This window comes from Chitinophaga hostae, assembly GCF_018224885.1.
Lineage (GTDB): Bacteria > Bacteroidota > Bacteroidia > Chitinophagales > Chitinophagaceae > Chitinophaga > Chitinophaga hostae.
The window spans coordinates 320,867-340,671 of the sequence record NZ_JAGTXB010000008.1 but is presented as its reverse complement, the minus strand read 5'-3'; the positions used below and the strand labels follow the sequence as shown (position 1 = coordinate 340,671).

General features: G+C 47.7%; 15 protein-coding genes. 12 read left to right on the top strand and 3 right to left on the bottom strand.

The window, feature by feature from the left end; genetic code table 11:
* Nucleotides 1–35: 35 nt before the first annotated feature.
* The 12 genes from KE626_RS18445 to KE626_RS18390 all read left to right on the top strand — a co-directional run bounded on the left by KE626_RS18445 (nucleotide 36) and on the right by KE626_RS18390 (nucleotide 15,237).
* The gene (locus tag KE626_RS18445) at nucleotides 36–2,831 is read left to right on the top strand and encodes a SusC/RagA family TonB-linked outer membrane protein (protein WP_211974399.1); all 2,796 of its coding nucleotides are present in this window, start codon (nucleotides 36–38) and stop codon (nucleotides 2,829–2,831) included.
* Nucleotides 2,832–2,860: 29 nt separating this feature from the next.
* Nucleotides 2,861–4,531, top strand: coding sequence for a RagB/SusD family nutrient uptake outer membrane protein (locus tag KE626_RS18440; protein WP_211974398.1), 1,671 nt, complete (start codon nucleotides 2,861–2,863; stop codon nucleotides 4,529–4,531).
* A gap of 34 nt (nucleotides 4,532–4,565) precedes the next feature.
* Entirely contained in the window at nucleotides 4,566–6,116 is a 1,551-nt protein-coding gene (locus KE626_RS18435; RefSeq protein WP_211974397.1) for a right-handed parallel beta-helix repeat-containing protein, read from the top strand.
* Between the two features lie 47 nt (nucleotides 6,117–6,163).
* Nucleotides 6,164–7,009: a LamG domain-containing protein gene (locus KE626_RS18430; RefSeq protein ID WP_211974396.1), complete on the top strand. Its 846-nt coding sequence runs from the start codon at nucleotides 6,164–6,166 to the stop codon at nucleotides 7,007–7,009.
* Nucleotides 7,010–7,145: 136 nt separating this feature from the next.
* Entirely contained in the window at nucleotides 7,146–7,736 is a 591-nt protein-coding gene (locus KE626_RS18425; RefSeq protein WP_211974395.1) for an RNA polymerase sigma factor, read from the top strand.
* Nucleotides 7,737–7,794: 58 nt separating this feature from the next.
* Nucleotides 7,795–8,802: a FecR family protein gene (locus tag KE626_RS18420; RefSeq protein ID WP_211974394.1), complete on the top strand. Its 1,008-nt coding sequence runs from the start codon at nucleotides 7,795–7,797 to the stop codon at nucleotides 8,800–8,802.
* 164 nt (nucleotides 8,803–8,966) lie between these two features.
* On the top strand, nucleotides 8,967–12,068 hold the full coding sequence (locus tag KE626_RS18415; protein ID WP_211974393.1) for a TonB-dependent receptor: 3,102 nt from the start codon (nucleotides 8,967–8,969) through the stop codon (nucleotides 12,066–12,068).
* A gap of 25 nt (nucleotides 12,069–12,093) precedes the next feature.
* Complete coding sequence (locus tag KE626_RS18410; protein WP_211974392.1) at nucleotides 12,094–13,257, top strand: hypothetical protein; 1,164 nt, start codon at nucleotides 12,094–12,096, stop codon at nucleotides 13,255–13,257.
* 189 nt (nucleotides 13,258–13,446) lie between these two features.
* Nucleotides 13,447–13,770 carry an ArsR/SmtB family transcription factor gene (locus KE626_RS18405; protein ID WP_211974391.1) on the top strand — a complete coding sequence of 108 codons (324 nt, stop codon included), beginning with the start codon at nucleotides 13,447–13,449 and terminating at the stop codon, nucleotides 13,768–13,770.
* Between the two features lie 6 nt (nucleotides 13,771–13,776).
* The gene (locus KE626_RS18400) at nucleotides 13,777–14,250 is read left to right on the top strand and encodes an SRPBCC domain-containing protein (protein WP_211974390.1); all 474 of its coding nucleotides are present in this window, start codon (nucleotides 13,777–13,779) and stop codon (nucleotides 14,248–14,250) included.
* Between the two features lie 6 nt (nucleotides 14,251–14,256).
* Nucleotides 14,257–14,631, top strand: a complete 375-nt coding sequence (locus tag KE626_RS18395) for a DoxX family protein (protein ID WP_211974389.1) — start codon at nucleotides 14,257–14,259, stop codon at nucleotides 14,629–14,631.
* A gap of 27 nt (nucleotides 14,632–14,658) precedes the next feature.
* On the top strand, nucleotides 14,659–15,237 hold the full coding sequence (locus tag KE626_RS18390) for a YdeI/OmpD-associated family protein (RefSeq protein WP_211974388.1): 579 nt from the start codon (nucleotides 14,659–14,661) through the stop codon (nucleotides 15,235–15,237).
* A gap of 71 nt (nucleotides 15,238–15,308) precedes the next feature.
* Here KE626_RS18390 and KE626_RS18385 read toward each other — a convergent pair whose 3' ends face one another.
* Genes KE626_RS18385 through KE626_RS18375 form a run of 3 tightly spaced genes read right to left on the bottom strand, consistent with a single transcriptional unit; the run spans nucleotide 15,309 to nucleotide 19,668 of the window.
* The gene (locus KE626_RS18385; protein WP_211974387.1) at nucleotides 15,309–16,898 is read right to left on the bottom strand and encodes a S41 family peptidase; all 1,590 of its coding nucleotides are present in this window, start codon (nucleotides 16,896–16,898) and stop codon (nucleotides 15,309–15,311) included.
* 14 nt (nucleotides 16,899–16,912) lie between these two features.
* Nucleotides 16,913–18,532, bottom strand: coding sequence for a thiol-activated cytolysin family protein (locus tag KE626_RS18380; protein ID WP_211974386.1), 1,620 nt, complete (start codon nucleotides 18,530–18,532; stop codon nucleotides 16,913–16,915).
* Nucleotides 18,533–18,540: 8 nt separating this feature from the next.
* A complete protein-coding gene (locus KE626_RS18375) occupies nucleotides 18,541–19,668 on the bottom strand; it encodes a thiol-activated cytolysin family protein (protein WP_211974385.1) in 1,128 nt (375 codons plus the stop codon).
* Nucleotides 19,669–19,805 lie beyond the last annotated feature (137 nt).

The window sequence follows — 19,805 nt, the reverse complement described above, 5'->3', positions numbered from 1 at the left end:
CCCGGCGCCTGATCGTAAACTTCAAATCTGAAAAAATGAACCGCATATATAAAATAAAAAGAACAGCTTTGCTAACGGCAACGGGTACACTTTTTACCCTCGCTACAATAGCGCAATCGGCTACAGATTCTGTTCCTGCAGCAGCAGATACCAGCCGCCGGGTACCGGTGGCATATGGATCGCAGCCATGGTGGAAGGTCACCGGCGCCTATGGCGGCGTAAATGGCAGCGTGCTGAGGAAGTCGGCGGCCGCCACGCTCAGTAACGGGTTGTATGGTCGTATTCCCGGTCTTACCGTTATGCAGGGCAATGGTGAACCCGGATATGATGCGCCTTCCATGAGCATACGGGGCCTTAGCTCTTACCGGGGCACAGGCATCCTCACTTTTGTGGATGGATTCGAAAGTCCTTTTGATCAGCTGGCAGCAGATGAAATAGAAAGTATTACCGCGCTGAAAGATGCCGCCGCTACTGCCATGTATGGCATACGCGGCGCCAACGGCGTATTACTCATTACCACTAAAAGAGGTACAGCCGGTAAACCGAAAATATCCTTCCGCGTACAAACAGGCTTTCAGCGTCCGCAGCGCCTGCCGGAGTTTCTCGGTTCGTACGACTATGCCACGCTTTATAACGAAGCATTAAGGAATGAAGATAAAACAGAGAAGTACTCGCCCGCCGACCTGGCAGCCTATAAAAGCGGCAGCGATAAGTACTTCCACCCGGATGTAAACTGGTATGATGAAGTGCTGAAGAAATCGGCGCCCATGTCTGAATACAACCTGAACCTGACCGGGGGTAACAGCAATGCTACCTATTTTGTATCGCTGAATGTGCTGAAGAATACCGGGTTGTATAAAAACACCGATTCAAAAAGAGAAGAGAGTTCCAACGCTAATTTCCTGCGGTATAATTTCCGCTCCAATGTAGACATTAAAGTAACAAAGCGGCTGAGTACTTCGCTGGACCTGGCCGGCAGGGTGGAAGACCGCAGCTATCCCGGTGCAGGCGCTGCTGAAATATGGAGCAATATGATGCTGATACCACCTAATGCATTTCCTGTCCGCAATCCCGATAATTCTTACGGAGGCACTTCGGTGTATCGCAGTAACCCGGTTGGACTGGTACTGGGCCGCGGCGTATCCACCACGCATGCACGCAGTTTACAGGCTACCATGCGGTTGAGCTACGAGCTGGATCAGATTGCGCCAGGGCTGAAAGCCGGTGCGGCCGTTTCTTTCAATAACTGGTTCCAGGGAAATGATGATAAAACCAAACAGTTTGCCGTATTCCAGCTGCTGAAAAATCCAGCCGGAGCTACGGTCTATAACAAGTTTGGTGACAATACCACTATCGTGGAAAATGACGGGGTGAATGATCAGTGGAGACGTACAAATACCCAGTATACGCTTACCTATAACCGCAGCTTCGGCGAACATAGTGTGGATGCGCTGCTGCTTTACAACCAGGATGTTTACACCATATCCGGTAACAATGTGCCATATGCCCACCAGGGGACAGCCGGCAGGTTAACGTATGCGTATAAACGAAAATACATCGGCGAGTTTTCCTTTGGCTACAATGGGTCTGAAAATTTCCCGAAGGGTAAACGCTTTGGCTTTTTCCCTGCATTGTCTGCCGGGTGGATCTTATCCGAAGAACATTTCCTGCAGCAGGTGCAGTGGGTCAGCTTCCTGAAGCTGCGGGCCTCATACGGACTGGTGGGCAACGACCAGGTGGGAGGACGCCGGTTCCCCTATCAGCAATATTATAGTGGTGGTGGCGGTTATTATTTTGGTACCGACAATCACTATGCCGGTGGTATGGATGAAGGGAGCCTTGCCAACCCTGCCATCACCTGGGAAAAAGACCGCAGGGCTAATTTCGGGATAGACGCTTCGCTGCTGCATAACAGGGTAACCTTTACACTCGACCTCTTCGATGAAAAAAGAAGGGATATCCTGGCCGAAAGATATGGCGCTATTCCCGGTTATGTAGGAGTGGGATTGCCGGCAGAAAATGTAGGCAGCGTAAGCAACCGTGGCTTCGAATTACAGTTGGGCTACCAGAGCGAAGTAAAACACGGTTTCAGCTATTTTGTTTCCGGATCGGCAGCCTTCGCAAGAAATAAGATATTGTACATGGCAGAAGCCCGGCAGCCATATGCCTATCTGAACCGCACCGGTCAGCGCATTGGTCAGCCGTTTGGTTTGCAGGCCATTGGGTTCTTTAAAGATGAAGCAGACATCAACGCCAGCCCACAGCAAATTTTCGCACCGGTAAAACCCGGTGATATCAAATACAAAGATCAGAATGGTGATCATATCATCGATATCTATGATGAAGTGGCTATCGGTAAACCCGTATTACCGGAATGGACATTCGGTTTGCACCTGGGCCTGCAATACAAAGGATTTGACCTCGACGCATTTTTCCAGGGCGTTGCCAACCGCAGTATCATGTTATCAGGTCCGTTGGTATGGGCTTTTGTGAATGATGCGAAAGCCGCGCCCATCGCAATGGGCAGATGGACGCCGGAAACAGCAGCTACCGCTACCTATCCGAGGTTGACCACTACGGCCAACGACAACAACTACCGCTCCGCTGATTTCTGGCAACGCAACGGCAGCTTTGTAAAACTGCGCAACATTGAACTGGGATATACCTTTCCCGTTTCCCTGTTATCGCGTATCAGGCTGAAACAGCTACGGATATACGTAAATGCCGTGAATGTGTTTTCGCTGGATCATATCCATTTTGCTGATCCGGAAACGTTAAGCGGGTATCCTGCCATGCGCTCCATGAACGCCGGTGTACGTGTGCAATTATGATCATCATCTCAACAAAAAATTTCAATGTTATGAAATATAAGTTTTGGTTGTTTTTTACAGGGATGGTCACCATCATCACGGCTTCCTGTAAAAAAGATTTCCTGGACAGGCAGATCAGTACGGAGCTGACCAAAGATGAAGTATTTTCTTCCTACGCCAGAACCCGCGATTTCCTGGTGGGCACCTACGCCTACCTGCCGGGTGGTTTTAACCGGATTGACAACGCCATGTTAGATGCGGCTACCGACGACGCGGAGTATACCTGGGAAGGCAGTGCCATTCAGCGGTATAACAATGGCAGCTGGAATCCGTACATTAATCCGGACGATAACTGGAATATAACTTATACGGCTATACGCCGGACCAATCTTTACCTGGAACAATCAGGTAATGTGGATCTCAATATGTACAAACTGAACCCGGACGCCACTGCGCAGCAAACCTATCGTAACATGACGGCCGACCTGGAACGGTGGCGTTATGAGAACCGTTTTCTGCGGGCCTACTTTTATTTTCAGCTGGTGACCCGCTATGGCGGCGTACCGCTCATTACCAAAACACTGGGCTTGTCCGACAGTCTTAACCTCCCCCGGAATTCCTACGACGAGTGTGTGCAGTTTATTACATCGGAATGTGATTCTGCCGCGGCGCATTTAGGCGCAACGGTGGCAGATAACGACCTGGGAAGGGCTACCAAAGGCGCCGCATTGGCGCTGAAAAGCCGTGTGCTCCTGTACTATGCCAGCGACCTCAATAACAAAGCACGCCTGAAAGAACGATGGATAGCCGCCGCAAAAGCAGCAAAGGAAGTGATAGACCTGAATGTTTACCAGCTGGAAAACGACTACCGCGGATTGTTCCGCAGCACTACCAGCAAGGAAATTATTTTTGCACACCGGTATGCTCCTGCCAACAGCTTTGAAAGAGCCAACTACCCGATTGGTTACGACGGCGGCAGCAGTGGTACCACGCCTACTCAAAACCTGGTAGACGCCTACGAAATGATGGATGGCAGCACCTTTGACTGGAATAACCCTGATCAGGCCCAGCACCCGTATGATAACCGCGATCCGCGTTTAGCCATGACAGTTATCCTTAACAATTCGCAGTGGAAAGGACGTGCGGTGGAAGCATTTGCCGGCGGCAGGGAAGGCGCCGGCGTAGATCGCGCCTCCAGGACGGGCTACTACCTGAAAAAATACGTGGATGAAAACCTGGACCTGTTGCTGAATAAAACCAGTGTGCATACGTGGATACTGTTCCGCCTTAGTGAAATGTATCTCAACTACGCCGAAGCCATGAACGAGGCATATGGCCCTGATCAGGACCCGCAAGGCTTTGGGCTTACTGCGATCCAGGCGGTTAATAAAGTACGCAGCCGCGCTTCTGTTAAAATGCCTGAATTGCAGGCCGGACAATGGAGTGCCACTACACTGCGTAATAAGCTGCGCAATGAAAGAAGAGTGGAGCTGGCATTTGAAGAACATCGCTACTGGGATGTGCGCCGCTGGGAACAGGGAGTGGCATTATTTAATTCGCCGGTATACGGTGTAAATATTGCCCGTGTGAATGCTACTACGTTTAAATACACCAAAGTAGAAGTGGAGGGCAGGGTGTTCCAGCCAAAGATGTACTGGTACCCGGTACCGCAGGCCGAGAAAATGAAATCGCCGGCTCTTACACAAACACCCGGCTGGTAACGGCACAGGATCATGAATACTAAAAGAGACAGTAATGAATATCAGGAAGATTTTCCGGGGCGCTGCGATATGCGCCCTGGGATTAAGCTTACACGGCGGCGCAGCAGCGTCCCGCATTTATTATATAGATGCGCTGGCAGGAAGGGATACGAACAACGGGTTATCGGAGCAACAAGCCTGGCGCAGTTTGCAACAGGTGAATAACCAGGTTTTTACCCCGGGTGACCAGATCCGTTTCCGTGCAGGCCGTATTTATGAAGGGCAGCTGAAACCGCAGGGGAGTGGCAACGCGCAACAGCTGATTACCATTGACCGCTATGGAGAAGGATACAAACCGCGCATACAAGGCAACGGTGTTATGCCCGCTACTTTGCATTTATTGAATGCGGAAGGCTGGGAGATCCGTAACCTGGATATCTCTAATTATGGTGCAGATATTTGCGCCCATCGTTCAGGGGTATTGGTACAGTTATCTGATTACGGTACGGCGTCTGCCATCTCCCTGCTGAACCTGGATGTGCATGACGTGAATGGAAGTCTTGTAAAGAAAGAGGGCGGAGGCGCCGGCATTATTTTCAGTAATGACGGCCACGATGCCCGCTCACGGTTCGATAGCATTCTCATCGCCGATTGTACTATCAAACGTTGCCAGCGCAATGGTATCCTGGTAAATGGCAACTGGTCCAGGGCCAACTGGTTTCCCAATGAGCATGTGGTGATCCGTGGCAACCTGATAGAAGGCGTACCTGGTGATGGCATTGTGCCCATTGGCTGCGATGGTGTGCTGGTGGAACATAATACCATGCGTGACTGTCCGCGGTTATTGCCCGACAGCGAATCCGCTGCAGGTATATGGCCCTGGAGCTGTGATAATGCCCTCATTCAATACAATGAGGTCAGCGATCATAAAGCGCCCTGGGACGGGCAGGGTTTCGACTCCGACTGGAACTGCAACAATACTGTGATACAGTATAATTACAGCCATGACAACGACGGCGGATTTTTGCTGGTATGTGATGATGGCAGCGCGCATGCGTCGCAAAGCTGTGGTAACAAAGGAACTATTGTCCGCTATAATGTAAGCGTAAACGATGGGTTGCGTACTACCGGTAAGCATGCCGGTTTTGGGCCGATATTTCATATAACCGGCCCCGTAGTAAATACCCGCATTTACAACAATGTGATTTATCTCCCGGAAAGAGATCTTAAAATGGATAGTACACTGGTAGAAATGGGGAACTGGTTTGGTTATGCAGACAGTACGTATTTCGCCAATAATATTTTTTATACGCAAAGCACGGCGGACTACGTGATGAATCAAAGCAAACGTAATTTTTACAGCAACAACCTTTATTTCGGAACACATCTTAACCGGCCGGCCGACAAGGCGGCGGTTACAAAGGATCCGCGGTTCCATGCAGCGCCGTTGCCGGGAATGGCGGGGTTGAAAGCGCTGGAAGTGTTTCGTTTACAGCCGGGTTCACCTGCTTTTCAGAAAGGTATAACGCCGCCGGATAAAATGGCCGGAGATCTTTATGGGAACAGGTTATCGGCACATCCGAACATAGGGGTAGATGGGAAATAAGACAGTGATAAAAGCGGCTTTTATTTTTCACTATAAAAATTCCATTTATGAAAGCATGTATGAAAATCTTATTGGCGCTAACCTGCGCAGTAACCCTCTCGTGCCGTAAACAGGCCGCTCCCGGGGATTTGAAACCCAAAGATGATGCTACGCTGAAAAAGGTCACCGCAGCTACCGTTACCTGGGAAACGGTGCTGGACAATAGCTCCTTTGCCAGTTACACGGCCTTTGAAGCTGCCTGGAATTACCTGTATCCGTGGGGATCGGATCATAACGGTACCGCGCGTATGTATGGCAGCACTTCAGATCACAACCACATTTACCTGAACAGCGGGGTGCTTACACTAAAGGCTGCGCGCATCAACTGGAATGAAGGAAACAGCAGCAGCGATCCTTATCTCCCTATACATTATCACAGCGGTGCGGTACATGCCAAAGCGCAGGTGCTGGTAAATGATCAGTTCCCCGACTGGGAGGTGAAGGGCGATTTCCAGGCGCCGTCTGTAGGTGGCTCCTGGCCGGCTTTCTGGCTTACCGGCGTTAACAGCTGGCCACCGGAAAGCGATATCCTGGAGTTTAAGGGAAATGCCACCAACTGGCAAAATACTTTCCGGACCTGGCAGGATGTGTCGAGCATTTTGACAAATGTTTCGTCTCCTGGCAACTGGCATAACTACCGGGTATGGATCACCAAAGTCAGCGCTACCGATGTGAACATTCACTATTACATTGATGGCGTATGGAAAGGGATGCATGTGGCTAATTTTGTAGGAAAACCCATGTATATCATTATTAACCTTCAAATGGAAGGCTCCAGTGGCGGCAATGGCCCGTCGGGCGATACCTATTATAATGCGAAGAATATTTACGTAGGCCGCAACCGGGTATCGTAAACCTGTTTTATTTCTTTTTCCGCCGCCCTGCATGTTCAAATTAACCGAACTGCGGGGCGGTTGGTTTTTTAGCGCAACACTTAACCTTATCATAATATTGCCTGGTTACCTTTGCCGCGAATGTTTCAACTTCGCGATGGATACAGTAATTCAAAGACACCTGGAAGATTGGCTAAACGGCGATGAAGCCGCTTACCAGCTTGTGTTCAGGTATTACTACCAACGGTTGTTGTCGTTTGCCGTTCGTTTTTTGAAAGACAGGAAACTGGCAGAGGAAATTACGATGGACACATTGCTCAAAGTGTGGCAGAACAAGACAATTATTGCTAATACCGGCACCTTTCAATCCTATATTTTTGTTATACTCCGCAATGAGCTGGTGAGCGCCACCCGCAAACGTACGCTGCATATGGTTCCGATAGACGGACTGGAAGATGAATGGCAGGCAGATACCCCTGAAGCGATATGGGCTACACGAGAAGTGCTGGAACAATACCAGCACTGCCTGGCACGCCTTTCTCCCAAACGAAGGGAAGTATTCCTGTTAAGTCGCGAAGAAGGCCTGTCACATGCCGATATTGCCCGGCAACTAGGACTGTCGGTGTTTACCGTTAAAAATCATATCAAGGCCGCCTTGCAGTTTCTGAAAGCTGAATTACCCCAGGCAGGTGTGATGTCTGTATTGTACGGCACTTTCCTGCTCGACAGCATCGCTATGTTATCTTAATGTGAACAGTTAGCCCCTGCAGATAGCAAAAAGCGTATTATCTATATACGCTAATGTTATGATGTCTGCTATTACCAAATCGTTGCTGATCCGCTATTTTAAAGGGTATTGTAATAAAGAAGAGAAAATCGCTGTACAGGCTTTTATTGCAGCCGGCACTGATCCCGCGCTGGTGGAAGCCAGTATGGAGGAAGCATTTGAAACACAGTCGCCCGATCAGCTGCTCCTGCTTTCGGAAGATGAATACAGCCATGCCTGGCAGCAGTTCCGCCATAGAAGCGGCTGGCAGCAGCAGCCGAAGATGAAACGTACTTATTTATCGGGCTGGCGCAGGTATGCCGCTGCAGCCGTACTCGTGCTGACGATCGGTATAGCCGGATACCAAACCATATTGCATGTAGCGGAAAATAAACACCATACATTGGCGGAAGCCATGCCACAGCGAATTGAGGCTGTAAGAGGCACGGCCAAACGTATTACCCTTAACGATGGCAGTACGGTATACCTTTTTCCCGGATCAACTTTGCTGGTGCCGGAAGCATTTAATAAAAAAGACAGGGCTGTTGAATTAAAAGGTCGGGCATTTTTTGAGGTTACACAACACCCCGGGAAACCTTTCCTGGTGCAGGCCGGTACGCTTTCTGCCAGGGTACTCGGTACCTCTTTTGAAGTAAACGGTTATGATGATCAGCAGGTAGCTGTTACCGTGCGCACAGGCAGGGTAGGAGTTGCGGATGATAAAAAAGAACTGGCCTTGCTAAACCCCGATCAGCAGATCATTTATCATACTAACAGTGGCGCCTGTACGGTGAACGCTGCGGATGCCGCCGGTCTTTGCAGCTGGGTCAGCGGGGAGCTGGTATTTGACCGCACCCCGCTGACGGAAGTATGCCGTACACTGGAGCAATGGTATGGGATCAGTATAGCACTTGACAATGTCCGCTGGCGGGATAAAAAGATTACGGTGAAATTCAGGCAACAGCCGCTGTCTACCGTATTACAGATACTTTCACTCGCATCGGGTTTTAAGTATGAGCAGGCGCACGATCACGTAAAAATTATCTAACCCGTAAATATATATGCACACCAGGATCAGAAGTGGTTAACCACAAAAAAACCGCTCTGCTACCAACAGAACGGTTCTTAAAAAGTTCCGGCGCTGGCGGCGCCAAAAACAATTATCAATAAACGAAAGGGATGTGATCCCATACTCATTTAATGCGCAAATTTATGCAAAAAGAACCAGGATTAGTTCAACTGCCTGTCGCAGGGTTATGCAGAAAGGTGATAGCAACGCTATTGCTGTTATTGGGGCTGCTGCACGTCTATGCACAAACACCGGATAAAATAATATCATTGTCCGCATCGCCGCAATCCTGCCGTGCATGGCTGTTGATAATTGAAAAACAGACGGGTATCCAGGTGGCTTTTGATGACAATATTGGGAAAAGACTGGGAAAAAATATATCATTTCCCGGTGGTAAATCAACGGTGAAAGAGATGCTGGCTAAGATCTGTGCTGTTACAGGACTGGAGTATACTATCAGTAACAACTATGTAATATTTAAACCAGCTGCGCCGGTGCTCCGGAAAGCGCCCGGCAGGTTTACAGGGAAGCTCACGGATGAAGAGAACGGGCAACCCATTCCAGGCGCTACTATCCGGATCGGCAACAGCGGCGTGACCACGGGGGAAGACGGCGCTTTTACGATTGATCTGCCAAAAGGTAAATATGTGGCGGAGGTGCGTTATGTGGGTTACGGTGTAAAAAAAATAACAGACATCCTCATCAGGGAGGAAGAAACCTATACCCTCGACATTCCCCTGAACCGGGAAAAAGGACAGCTGGGCATGGTAACGGTATCGGCCTGGCGGGTGAAAGAAACCGGCACCAACGACTTTATCATTAACGAGATCCGTGGAGCGGATGCGGTAGTAAGCGGTATTTCCAAAGAACAGATCAGCCGCAGCCAGGACAGGGATGCGGCAGAAGTGGTGCGTCGCGTATCAGGTGTAAGTATTATACAGAACAGGTTGGTGGTGATCCGTGGATTACCCCAGCGCTATAATACAGTAATGCTCAATAATGTGATTGCACCCAGTTTTGAGCCGGATAGCCGCGCTTTCAGTTTTGATATCCTGCCCTCCGGATTAATTGACCGGGTGATGATTTATAAAACAGCCGTTCCTGAATTGCCTGGTGATTTTGCCGGTGGCGTGATCAAGGTGTATACAACGGATATGCCTGTACGTAACAGCTTTAATGTTTCCTATGCTGCTTCTTATAATGCCAACACCACCTTCCGGGATTTCTATGAACAAAAACAGGGGAAAAAAGCATGGCTGGGGTATGATGACGGCACCTACGGTATGCCCAAAAATGCGCCAGGCAGGATTGATGCGTTAAGCGTGGATGCACAGCGCGAGCTTACGCCGGATTTTAACACCAACTGGGATACACAACGGAAAACAGCCCCGGTTGGTCACCGCTTTAACCTGGATGGTGGCCGGCGCATTCCTTTGGGGCCAAAGGCTGTGCTGGGAGTTATTGGCGCCTTCAGCTATTCCAATACCTATGAATACAGTGTAGTTGCACAAAATACCGCCGGCGTGATGGGCGGCGTATTCTCCAGCGGATACCGGCTGGCGGATCAGTCGTATGATCATAACGTACGCCTGAACGGGCTGCTAAACCTTTCCCTGGAAATTAATCGACACCATCGCATTGGTCTTAAACAGCTATACACCCATATGGGCAGCACCAATGCCATTACGCGAAACGGGGCTACCGGCGACGCCGCCTCCGATGGCTCGGGGCTTTACTCCGGTCAGTATGTACGGCAGTACATATTAAGCAATGCTTACCGGGGCATTTATACCACGCAGTTGTCGGGCGCTCATCAGTTTGGAAACACGCAGGTAAATTGGGTAGCAGGGTATACCAAAAGCAGGTATGATGATCCGGATCAGCGATACCGGACCTTAAAGGCCGATACGGCGCATTATTACAATGACTCTTCACTGGTAGAACCTGTGCCGGGTACCATATCAGGGATTTACCGTGGCCGTCGCTATTTTTCGTTACCGGAAGAAATAAAAACAGCGGGGCTGGACCTGGTGCAACCCATTAGTATTGGCAATGCCCATCTGACTATCAAGGCAGGGCTTTTCATAGAAGATAAGCAAAGAACTTTTGAATACCGGCAGCTGGGATACCTGCCGGATACAGCAACCGGCATGCGTATTACCGAAACGTATGGGAAGAACAACAGCTATACTGCCCGCAACACGCTGAAGGCGGGCTACCTGGCCGTTGAAGTGCCTATTACTGCTCACCTGAAGGTATATGGCGGTTTACGGATAGAAGATAATACCCAGGAACTCCATACCTATACCTGGCAAACAACAGGCACAGTGAATAATGGGCGCATTGACCTGTTAAGAAAAAATACCAGTAAGTTACCATCTCTCCATATCAGTTATACGGTTAACGACAAAAGCCTAGTGCGTGCAGCCTATTCTAAAACGCTGAACCGGCCTGAATTCCGTGAAATCTCTACCTTTTATTATATGGATATGATGACCTACCGGCTGGCTTATGGAAACGAAAACCTGAAGATTCAAACCGATATTGACAATTATGATCTTCGTTTTGAGCATTATCCCGGTAAGGGAGAAATGATTACAGCCGGTATTTTTTATAAGCATTTTAAGAACCCGGTAGAGTTCTACTATTACGCGGGTACCAGCGGGTATAATAATTTTCAGTGGAATAATGCGGTATCTGCCAGCAGCTACGGTGCCGAGGCAGAGCTGATGCTGGGCATGGCGCGTTATTTTAACGGCGGCAGCGCATTGAACAAAGTGCTTCAGAAAATATCGGTACTCTTTAACGCGGCGTATATACGTAGCCGTGTGGACCTCGGCAGTCGTGCCGGTATCCAGGATAAAGACCGCTCCCTGTATGGTCAGTCGCCTTTCCTGGTAAACGCTGCGCTGAACTACACCGATGATAACCGTGGACTGAAGTGCAATGCGAACTACAATGTAATAGGCAAACGGCTTACCGCGATTGGGAACCTGGTGAGCCCCAGTATTTATGAAATGCCGCGACATGCACTGGATGTCAGTTTCGCCAAAAAGATAGGACGCCTGTTCGAAGTAAAGGGAGGGGTGCAAAATATCCTGAATGCCCGTTACCTGCTGGTGCAAACAGCCGCAGACATCGCGAAAATAGCCGGCAAAACCGATAATACGATCCATGGCGATAATATTTATCAATCCAATTATACCGGGGCAACGTTTTCCCTGGGCCTGGGGTTGAGTTTATAATTACTTCTACCAATAAAAATTATTTATGAAATCATTTACCATAGCAGGATATATTTCTTTTTTGGTGATGGCAGCAGTGATATTGGGCTCCTGCCAGAAACAGGAAGCATTGTTCGATTTTAATGAAAAGGTACAGCCGCCACCACCTCCTCCGCCTCCGCCACCACCTCCGCCACCGCCATTATCAGAGGCGTTCAAAAATATTGAACTCACTTATAATGATACGCTGCTAAAAACCAGTATGATCGGACGGAAAACATTTAGTGACACAAAGCAGGCTTCAGGACTTTATTCCAACGGGTTTGAACTGGCGATACGGTTGGACAATAATTCAGAAGGGATAGGGTTTCAACAATTGCAGATCATGCTGCCGCTAAATGATAGCGGGCATGTGGTAAAAGGGCGGTACAGTATAGAAAATAACCAACCGACGGCAGGAGGGCTGAAAGACCTGGTGTACACCAAAGGAACCTTTACAAATGTTTTTCCTGATGCCTCCTTTAGTACCGGTAAGGATAAATTTAATTTTAGTATCAGCTTGAGAATAGAAAGTTTCGACCCGGTTAACCACAGTATTGCCGGCGTTATTGATAGTATGAAAATTTATACCACGGCAGATACCACAAAAAAGATAAGTATTAAAAATGCAGGTTTCAATTTCTATTATGATTTCCTGGAGCTTTTCCTCAATGATACATTGACGTATGAAACCGCCACGGGGCCGTATACCAACTGGTATCCCCAAAATTTTGGTAGTGAAGAAAATGTGGCCAGTGTTTCCGGAGAGCGGGTGTATCCTACGGTTGCTCATCCTCCATTTAAGATGGGGCAGGTAACTTTTAATTTTTCCTTTACCAAGGTACAGGATGTTTTTCCCCAGGAAACAGTGTTGCCGTTATCGCCATCTACCGCCAGCCAGTTTTTACTCCGGTCGGAGGATTTGTTTGACATTAATGGCCGGGTGGTGTATGGGGTTACGCCTGCCACTGCCTATCAATGCCGGTTCATCAATGCTACGCAGGTGGGTGTTGCCGGGGGAGTGGAAATAACGGCTGCCAGCGCAAAGCTGTTGATGGATGAATATTATGATTATGAGGTGGACCCGGTTTCGGGCGTTTATTACCCCCAGGAATTCAGGACCGCCCCGGATTATAAGCTGAAATGCCTTTTTTATCAGCGAAAATTTTAGTTTCCCCTGTCCCAGTGAAGAGCCATCAGCCCTGTGTGCCATGCAGCACCAGGGCTGATTTGTTTCAGGGCAGGCGCCCCTGGTTGCACCGTTGCCGGAACTGCTGATCCCGCTTCTCCCCGAAATTTTCAAAAAAAAATTTGTGTAGTTAAATGACTACGCATATATTTGTAGTCAAATAGCTACGCAATGAACCTAAGACGAGACGTATTTCAAGCCATAGCCGATCCCACAAGAAGGGCTATCCTGTTGCTGGTGGCTTCACAATCCATGACAGCAGGTGCGATAGCCTCGAACTTTGACACCGCGAGACCGACCGTTTCCAAACACCTGCAGATACTCACGGAATGCGAATTATTGGAACAACAGCAAAACGGCAGGGAAATTTATTACTATCTAAACGCAAAAAAGATGAAAGAGATAGCAGACTTTATTGAACCGTTCCGGAAAATGTGGGACGACAGATTTAATAAGTTAGAAGACATCATGAAAAAATACAAATCCAAAAAATAGTACGCCATGGAACAAAAAACAAAAGTCCACGCTGAAGACGGCAAGCAGGAACTGCTGATTACAAGGGAGTTTGATTTGCCGCTGGAGCTGCTTTTTAAAGCATACACCGTACCCGAATTCCTGGAACAGTGGATGGGTACGGAAGTAGTGAAGCTGGAAAACAAACCCCATGGCAGCTGGCAGATTCAAACAAAGGATGGCCGCGGTAACGTGGTATTCCGGGCCAACGGGGTAATCCATGAGTTTGTTCCGGAACAGAAAATTACCCGGACATTTGAAATGGAGAATACGCCTTTTGGTGTGCAGCTGGAGTTCCTGGAATTTGAAGCGCTTACAGACGACACCAGCAAACTCAATATCCATACCTTATGCCGGTCGGTTGCCCTCAGGGACCAGATGATACATATAGGCGTAGGCATGGCTAAAGGGCTGGAAATGGCACATAACCGTTTGCAGGAAGTTATAGGCAAACTAAAATAATGCATCATGACAAAGCGAAATAAAATCATCTATTGGATCGCCACACTCTGGCTCTCACTGGGCATGGTTTCCAGCGCCCTGGTGCAGATATTCAAAGTACAAACGGAAGTAGATTTTATCAGCCGCCTGGGCTATCCCGGCTACTTTATGACGATAATAGGCGTGTGGAAGATTTTGGGTGTGATTGTACTGCTCATGCCTAAATTACCGTTGCTAAAAGAGTGGGCTTATGCCGGATTCTTCTTTGCCATGTCAGGAGCCGCCGTTTCGCATTTAGCGTCGGGCACGGCGAATGAAATATTTCCCTCGCTGCTGCTGCTCACCCTGACGATCGTATCCTGGTATTTCAGACCGGCCGAGAGAAAGCTTATTTTTAGTTAATTTGAAAAAGTAAATTCCATGAATCCGATGAATCCTAAAGTAGATTTTTATTTTAAGAAAGAAGACAAGTGGCAGAAAGAACAGGCCAAGCTGAGAACTATTATCCTGGACTGCCATCTGACAGAAGAATTGAAATGGGGGGTGCCCTGCTACACCTACGAAAAAAGCAACATCGTTTTAATACATTCGTTTAAAGACTACTGTGCGGTGTTGTTTATGAAAGGTGTGATGCTGAAGGATCCTAAAGGAATTCTGATCCAGCAAACAGCAAATGTACAGGTAGCGAGACAGGTAAGGTTTACCAGTTTGAAAGAAATAGAGAAACTGGCATCTACCCTGAAAGAATATATTTTTGAAGCCGTTGAACTCGAAGAAAGCGGGGTGAAAGCGCCTTTGAAAAAGGTGTCAGAGTTCACCATGCCGGAGGAATTTCAAGCGGAATTAGATAGAAACCCCGCCCTGAGAGCTGCCTTTTACGACCTGACGCCAGGACGCCAAAGAGGATACCTCCTTCATTTCGCTGCACCTAAACAATCCAAAACCCGGGTATCAAGGGTAGAAAAATATATAGCGCACATCCTTGACGGAAAAGGATTGGATGATTAACAGCAGCTGGAAAACATTATTACCTCACCCGGTATGCTGTCTGGCTACCGGGGATATGGTAATGATTGTTGTTACCGATCGAGACTGATCTTTGTCCCATCTTTCAGTGTAATACTTGACTTCAGGACAGGCAGTTCATTTTTATTCAACGGCAATTCCTTCCACGATGCCGTATTGCTGCCCAGCCGTTCCGTCTTTACCCGTCTTTCACCGTCCCCCGAAATCAGGCTTAAGGCCGCTTCCAGTCCTCTTTCTCCCCTGGTCCCAAAATCAAACTGCGGATCATCATAAACGCTGACCTCTGCGGGTATGCCGTCGTAGTAATCGCCCTTTCCGTTTGCATTTATATTCCTGAACATGGAATAGTAAACGCTCATATTACCGATTTTGAGGGGAAAGAAACCAACCGGCTTTCCATATGTCTTCACGGTGTTACTGTTTTCAGTACCACCGCTTACGCCAACAATTTTTATCTTCAGGTAAGGTTGCAGGCAACTGATCAGTAATTCTGCTGCGGAAGCTGTTTTTTCACTTACAATAAAGCATACACCTTTAAGGGTGCCTATTCCTCCCATCTTGTTATAGTATACGGTATTTCTTTCTTCGGTATAGTCTACATCCCCATAGGTAATCGCTTTCCCATTTTGATAAACCGGTAAGCCATCGGCCGCGATAATAGGTTGCAGGGAAAGGAGGGTGGCCTGCCCGGACTTTACCAGGTTGTTGTATTGTTCTTTTCTCATCACCTTTCCATCCGCCGGAAACGGAACCAGCAGGTTGGCAAAGCGATCCAGTTCTGTGAGGTTCCCGCCGCCGTTATACCGGAGATCTACAATCACATCCGATACCCCGTTTGCGGCAAATCCGCCGATGACACGATCAAGGTCCTGGTATACATGCCTTACATCAATGAACTTCAGGTAGGCCAGGTAACCTGCTTTACGCCCCGACGGAAGGGGGAGTATGGTATCTTTAAGAATGGGTTCAAAATAGTTATTCTTTTTATAAATGAATTTGTATTGCCGGGTTACCTGGTGATCCATGCAAACCAGTTCCAGCTGCGATCCTTCATTGAAAGATTGCATGATCATTTTGTAATAGGAAGCAGATATTTTAACAGGATTTCCGTTAATACTGGTTATACGCATTCCTCTTTTTACACCCGCTTTCTCTGCATCACTTCCCTTTATTACATAATTGATATACAGGTCCTGGTCTTTTACCACCACCAGGCTGATACCAAATCTGCCGGAAACATTCAGCATACCTGCATCCGTTTCGCTTTCCTGATCAGTGGCGGTAAAAATAGCGCTGTATTTAGGTATGGCCGGTATCCACCGGTTCCACTCATAGGGCTTGCCGGATTGAGGGTTAATAGTGAGCTGGCTGATATCAAACAACTCTGTTTTGTAGTTCAATTTGCCTTCGGACGAAATATACCGGCCCGGGTTAAAATCCTTTAGTGAAGGCAGCTGCTCATTCCAGAGATATACCTGGTTAGCATACAGGAAGATGGAATCCGCCAGCAGTTTATCTGTCCCTTTATGCTGAATTTCATCGGGAACAACGTCATTCTTTTTACAGGCAGTCAGTAAAATGCTGATAACAAAGAATACGGGAAGAAAGAACTTCTTCCCGTATTTACTGGTGTTTAGAATCATTGATAAGTTGTTATTTATCGCCTGATCGGCGCCAATACTTTATAGAAATCTCCAGGCAGTAATTCGTAGGTATACCCATACGTTTGTGATGTTGTTTCAGTCAGCGTCATGGTATCTTCCTCGTAATTTCTCGACCGGTCTGTACGATCCTCCAGGAGCGCCGGAACGGCCAGCGGATATTCTGTGTTTCTGAAAACATTGTACCGGTCGCCTTTTTCATCTGTTACCTTTTGATCCGAGTAGTTGCCGCCTCCCGGTGAGCCATATACGTTGTAGTCGTATGTTTTGGTCAGCTTATAGTTAAACCGGACAAATAAAGGTGGATTAGTTGGTTTGGTGGCGAGGGCATCGGCATAGAAACGGATATACACTCTACCGGTTGTTTTGGCCAGGTCTTCCCATTGATCGCCGTAATATTTCCTGTCTGTTTCAATCTTCACGCCTTCCGTTTCCATTCTTGCAAATACCGGGTCGGTATAAACGCTTACCCGGAAGGTTTGTTTCACGAGGCTATGGTCCGACAGGTTACTTAATGAAAAATAAATAGGTACCCCGGGTTTGTCGGCCGAGAACTGCTGGCCTTCCTGTGCCACTTTCATAAAGCCTTCGTAACCCTGTACCGATTTCACCGTAGCTTCACCATCTGTACCCACCAGGAACAAACGCATATCTGCCTGGTCAATGATCCGCTTCTCACTTTCAGTGAAAGTAGTGGAACCGCTTACAAACAATGCTTTGTATGCCTTATTAAAAGCTTCATAGGTAGATTCATAAGAAGAGTCAGATTCGATCGACATGATTCCCATCCTTCCGTAGGTAATAGAGCTTACATAGGTAGGGTTCAGGCCAGCCAGGTCAGCGGGATTCACTGAAGGATCCAGGAGGTTGCCGCCATCGGGTAAATCAACATCAATGGTGAAGTTCCGTTGAACAAACCGCACATAGATACCTGATTTTTTAGAGATGCGGTGTTCCTCGCTGGACGATGAACTCGAGCTTTTGTAGAACAGTGCTCTCGTGTTTACATTGGAGCCAAAGGCGGTTTTGATCTCATCGTACGACGTGAACCGCTCCATGCTATAACCATAGGAGGCAAATTGATTACCGAGCTGGTTATTGTACATAATATCAGAGATAAATTCCCTGGTACCGGACAAACTGCTCTTATTAATTACGCCACTCACGCGTTTGGCAGGAAAGGATACAGAAACTTTTAACGGCTTTACTTTTCCCTGGAAAGCAGCTATTGGTTTCAACGTTAAATCGTTGATCGTATTTCCCTGTATCAGCGATCCTGCAAAGGCCCGTTGTAATTGGGTGGTTTGCGAAATACTGATTTCATCGGAAACACCAATGATCGTTTTGCCAAAACCGTCTGTCCATATACTATCCCGCAGTTCTACGGTATTCGTTTTCACGCTGTTGGCAGCTTCGTTGGCATCTGCTACTCCGAATTTTACCACGCCGCTTCCTCCCGGAAGGTAATTGCGTGTACTCAGTTCAATGGTTGGAAGGGATGCTTTCGATAACCCCGTCAGTCCATTTTTACTCTCCACGTCCACACGTTTTTTACACCCCGTCAGTATGAGTATAAATAACGCAGCGATGCCGGTTATTCTATTAATACTAATCATGGGGGGAATTATTTATTAGGGACATTTACATTGAAGATGGTGCTGAATACAGAATGATCGCTTAAATGGCTCAAAGTAAAGTACAGCGGGAACCCCGGAGCTTTGGAAGAATAATTTCCGCCTGACTCAATGTACTTCCTGAATTCTTCGTATCCTACAATAGTTTTGGTAACCTCATCACCTTCGCCGCCAACGGTTCTTACCTGGATGCTTGATTCATCTATGATCTTCTTGGTGGTGGCATCTACCTGAACGCCTCCGCCAACAGTAGAGATCTTAAAGGCAATGTTAAAAGCCAGCTTCAGTTCCTCATAAGAGTAATTTGATTCTACCTTTATTATTCCCATTCTTCCATAGGTGATGGAGCTTACATACACCGGGGAAAGCGGTCCCAGATCGGCAGGGTTAACGGTTGAATCCAGCAGGTTACCATCATCCGGAAGATCCATATCCAGGGTGAAGTTTTTCTGGATGAATTTAGCGACCAGGCCGGTTGTTTTTTCCACCTTCTCTTTACCAAAGGAAGCTCCTACAGAGAACAGGGAGCCAATGCTTACGTTGGCGCCAATAGTGAGTTTCAGCTCTTCGTAGTAAGTAAATTGGTTCATGTCAAACTGGAATCCTACCAGCTCGTTACCTACAGGTCCGTTTCCGAATACTGACCCGATAAATTCTCTTGTTGCAGAAATACTGGGCTTGTTGATAACTCCTGAAATGTATTTTCCGGGAGCGGAAACAGAAACGGTAATGGGTTTCACTTTACCCTGGTATTTTGCAATCGGCACATACTTCAGTGCGGCGATGCCACCGGCCTGCAACAATGATCCGGGGTAAACAAGTCTCAGCTGATTTTCAGGCGCCAGTTGTTCATCCGAAGAGAAGATCATGGTTTTCCCGGTACCATTGGCCCATGCGCTGTCTCTGAGGAATTCCAATACGCTCTTCTTGTTGTTTTTCAGTATGTCTTCTAAGTTGACATTTCCTGCCTTGATATCCACTATGGCATCAGGGATTTTTTTGAGATCTTTAAAGCTCGTAATAGGTGGTTGTTCTTCGACAACGGGTTGGGTTTCTTTTCTGCAGGAACTAACGGCGAATGCGAAAATAGCTGCAAACAACAGGTGTTTTCTTTTCATAGTACTTATCATATTAGGTTAATAAACGCGCGTGGGGTTTCATATTTACATAACGCCTTATGTAAAAAATAAACATGCCTGATTTGCTCTGGGTTACAGCACTGTACAGATTTATAGGTTTTGTTGTGCTCTATGGG